We start from the raw sequence: 3,164 nt of genomic DNA, 5'->3' as shown, positions 1-3,164 counted from the left end.
GACCGTCGCGGAGTCCGCCGCCGAGTCCGCCGAGTCCGACGTGGCCTGGACGGCGCTGCCCGACCCGCTGCGCGCCAGGCTCTCCGAGCTGAGCGCCGACGCGCTGGGCGAGCTGCCCAAGGTGGACGTGCCGCAGTCGCGGCGCGCCGTCGCCAGGGTCGCGCCCGCCAAGCGCGCCAGGCTGGGCGCGCCCGCGCTGATCGGCGCGCTGCGCTCGTCGGCGGGCTTCCGCACCGCCGTCGTGGACTGGGTGCGGCGCAACCGGCCGTCCGCGCTGGAGCACACCGCGCCCGACCCGGTCACCGCCGGGGCCGCCGCGCTGCTGCTGGGCGAGGACGGCGCGGGGCACCTGGTGGAGCTGGTGGCGCGCCGCGCGGCCGACGCCGCCCTGCGGGCCGAGCGGGACAGCGCGGTGGCGCGCCTGGAGCGGCTGGAGCCCGAGCTGGAGCGGCTGCGCGCCGACCAGGTCGAGGCCGGTGGCGTGGCGCGCCAGGTGCGCCTGGAGGCGGACGCCGAGCTGGAGCGGCTGCGCAAGCGGCTGCGGGAGCAGGGCGTCAAGCTCCGCGAGGCCAAGGACCGGGCCGAGGCCGCCGCCCAGGAGGCGCTGCGGGTGCGCTCCGAGGTGGACGTCGAGGTCGGCAAGCTGATCGCCGAGCGGGACCGGGAGCGCGAGCGCGCCGAGGCCGAGCGGGTCAGGGCGCGGCGCGCGGTCGCCGACGCCGAGGTGGCCCGCCAGTCGGCGCGGGAGGCGCGGCAGGCCGACGAGGTGCGGCTGGCGCTGCTCGTGGACACCCTGGACGGCGCGGTCAGCGGGCTGCGCCGGGAGCTCGCGCTGGGCGGCGGCACCGGGCCGCGCCCGGCGGACACGGTGCGCGGGGCGAGCGCGGGGCAGGGCTCGGTCAACCGGGTCGAGGACCCGGCCGCGCTGGACCGGCTGCTGGCGCTGCCCGCCGTGCACCTGATCGTCGACGGCTACAACGTCACCAAGACCGGCTACCCGGAGCTGGCGCTCGCCGACCAGCGGGACCGGCTGGTGCACCAGCTCGCGGTGCTGGCCGCGCGCACCGGGGCCGAGGTGACCCTGGTGTTCGACGGCGCGGGCGTGGTCGCCGTGCCCGCCGCCGCGCCGCGCGGGGTGCGGGTGCTGTTCAGCGACCCCGGCGTGCTGGCCGACGACGTCATCCGGGCGCTGGTCACCGCCGAGCCCGAGGGCAGGCCGGTGGTTGTGGTGACCTCCGACCGGGCCGTCGCCGACTCGGTGCGCAGGCGCGGCGCGCACCCCGTCCCGTCCGCCGTGCTGCTCGCCCGCCTCGGCCGCGTCTGACCCCCGTTCGGGGGAGTGGCGACCGGCTGTGACCGGGGTTCGTCGGCGGAGGGTGACCGTTCGGGGGTTGCGCAGGGTGACCGCGCGGAGTGTGACCAAGCTCTTAGTCCGGGGTGTCCCGCGTCACCCGACCAGGTGAGCCGATCCGTCATCGATCCAGTCGCGATTACTCGCCGGGCAACGGTGGACGCGGGCACCTCGCTCTCATAACCTAGCCGGGACCTCGCGGAGGACCGCCTGCCGACGTGGCAGGCGACGCGGGTCACCGCCGGATCGGCGCTGTCGGGGAGCCGAGTCGCGCACGCCCCTCCACCTCGTTTTGGTGCCGCCAGGGGCTGCGCCGCGTCCGCGCTGAGCGGGGACCGGGGGCGGTTCACACGACAGGAGACTCTGGCGAGAGTGGCGTCGCAACGACTCAAGCGCGGTGTGCGTGGGGTAATGGCCGCCACGGCGGTGGCCGTGGCGGCTGTGGGCATCACGCCGGTCTCGGCCGGGGCCCAGCCCGCCACCGCCTCCGACGCGTTGAAGAAGTACAACGAGCTGGGCGAGCAGGCCACCAAGCTCAACGAGGAGCTGCTCAGGGCCGAGGAGCAGCAGAAGAACAACCAGGCCGAGCTGGACAAGGCCAAGGGCGAGGTCGACACCGCGACCAAGGCCGGTGACGCGGCCCGCGCCGACGAGGAGAAGTTCCGCAGCCGGGTCGACCGGCTCACCGAGGCGTCCTTCGAGGGCGCGCGGTTCAACCAGCTGTCCGCGCTGCTGGTCAGCGACTCGCAGCAGGACTTCCTCAACCGCATGTCCGCGCTGGGCGTCCTGGCCATGGACAACGGCGAGGCGCTGGAGGAGCTGTCCGGGGCCGTCCAGGCCGCCGACACGGCGCGCGACACCGCCTCCGAGGCCGAGAAGCGCGCGCAGGCCGCGACGGACGAGGCGAAGAAGATCGCCGACGACGTGCGCAAGCGCAAGGACGACCTCGACAAGCAGCGCACCGAGGTCAAGGCGCAGCTCAACCGGCTGACCTCCGCCGAGCGCACCAGCCTGGGCAGCGTCGGCAGCGTGCCGACCAACGTGGACTACCCGGCGGGCGCCGCGGGCGCCGCGCTGCAGTTCGCGATGGCCCAGATCGGCGACATGTACCAGTACGGCGCGACGGGCCCGAACGTGTGGGACTGCTCCGGCCTGGTCATGAAGGCGTACGCGAGCGCGGGCGTGTCGATCCCCCGCACCAGCCAGGGGCAGGCCGGGGTCGGCCGCGCGGTGACCCGCGCCGAGGCCCAGGCGGGCGACATCGTCGTCTACAACGGCGGGATGCACGTGGGCATGGCGGTGAGCAACAGCCAGGTGGTGCACGCGTCCACCGACGGCGTGCCGGTGAAGGTCGTGCCGTTCAACAACCCCGGCTCGATCTACGCGATCCGCCGGATCGGCTGACGGGCCTGCGGGCTGCTCCCCCTCGGCGGGGTCGTTCCGGGAGCGGAGCGGCCCCGCCGAGGCGCGTTCCGGGGGTGGGGTTCACTGTCCGGGTGCCCTCGACCGCCGCCGGAGCGGCCCGGTGAGCCGCGCGCGGACCGCCCTGGCGGTCCTGGCCGCGCTGGCGCTGGCGGCCGGGCTGGTGGCCGTCCTGCGCCACGGGGCCGCGCCCGCCGGGGAGGACGCGCCCGCGGGGGAGGCCGTGCGCGCGCTCCTGGACCGCAGGGCGCGGGCGGTGCTGGAGCGCGACGAGGCGGCGTTCACCGCGGACCTGGACCCCGAGGCCGATCCCGCGTTCCTGGCCGCCCAGCGCGGGCTGTTCGCCGCGCTGGCCGAGGTGCCCCTCGCCGAGTGGTCCTACCGGGTGGCC

The 3,164-nt window shown here is 76.2% G+C and carries 2 protein-coding genes and 1 pseudogene; all 3 read left to right on the top strand.

Features of this window, described 5'->3' with window-relative positions:
- Positions 1–1,324: NYN domain-containing protein (locus tag ACTUAL_RS26445; protein ID WP_440902143.1), on the top strand; the 1,324-nt coding region annotated here is incomplete at its 5' end.
- 438 nt (positions 1,325–1,762) lie between these two features.
- Positions 1,763–2,755 (top strand): NlpC/P60 family protein, encoded by a 993-nt coding sequence (locus ACTUAL_RS26440; RefSeq protein ID WP_440902142.1) that lies wholly within the window; start codon positions 1,763–1,765, stop codon positions 2,753–2,755.
- Positions 2,756–2,876: 121 nt separating this feature from the next.
- Positions 2,877–3,164, top strand: a pseudogene (locus tag ACTUAL_RS26435) (basic secretory protein-like protein); the annotation flags it as partial.

It is taken from the genome of Actinosynnema sp. (assembly GCF_052038725.1).
This window is presented reverse-complemented; position numbering and strand designations above follow the sequence as displayed.

What these genes read in the sequence shown, in the direction of transcription:
- ACTUAL_RS26440 (WP_440902142.1), top strand. Translation starts at nt 1,763, where the DNA reads ATGGCCGCCACGGCGGTGGCCGTGGCGGCTGTGGGCATCACGCCGGTC.